Origin of the sequence: Rhodanobacter sp. DHG33 (genome assembly GCF_014843005.1) — a bacterium.
In the GTDB taxonomy this organism is placed as follows: Bacteria; Pseudomonadota; Gammaproteobacteria; order Xanthomonadales; family Rhodanobacteraceae; genus Rhodanobacter_A.
This window is the reverse complement of record NZ_JACYXM010000030.1, coordinates 1-398: the sequence shown is the minus strand read 5'-3', so window position 1 is coordinate 398 and position 398 is coordinate 1. Positions and strand designations below refer to the sequence as shown.

General features: G+C 69.8%; 1 protein-coding gene. It reads left to right on the top strand.

Annotation, left to right across the window (positions count from 1 at the left end; translation table 11 throughout):
- The coding region (locus tag IHE46_RS16840) for a phosphopantetheine-binding protein (protein WP_192166084.1) at positions 1 to 398 on the top strand (398 nt) is incomplete at both ends.

Genomic DNA, 398 nt, shown 5'->3' with positions numbered 1-398 from the left:
GCGACTTTGCGCGCCCACCTCGGTGCCTGCCTACCCGACTACATGGTCCCGGCGGCCTTCGTGCCGTTGGACGCGTTGCCCCTGACACCCAACGGCAAACTCGACCGCAAGGCCTTGCCCGCACCGGGCGACACGGCCTACGCCCGTCGGGCCTACGAGCCCCCCCAGGGCGAGATCGAGCAGACCCTCGCCACCCTCTGGACGGAGTTGCTCGGCCTCCAGCAGGTCAGTCGCCACGACAACTTCTTCGAGGTCGGTGGCCATTCCCTGATCGCCGTGCGCCTGCTCAGCCGCTTGGCCCAGACGGTCGGCGTCACTGTGTCGCTGGCCTCCCTGTTCGCCCATCCCTCCCTCGCCGCGCTGGCGTTGGCCCTCACCCAGACGCTGGAACAGGCCGG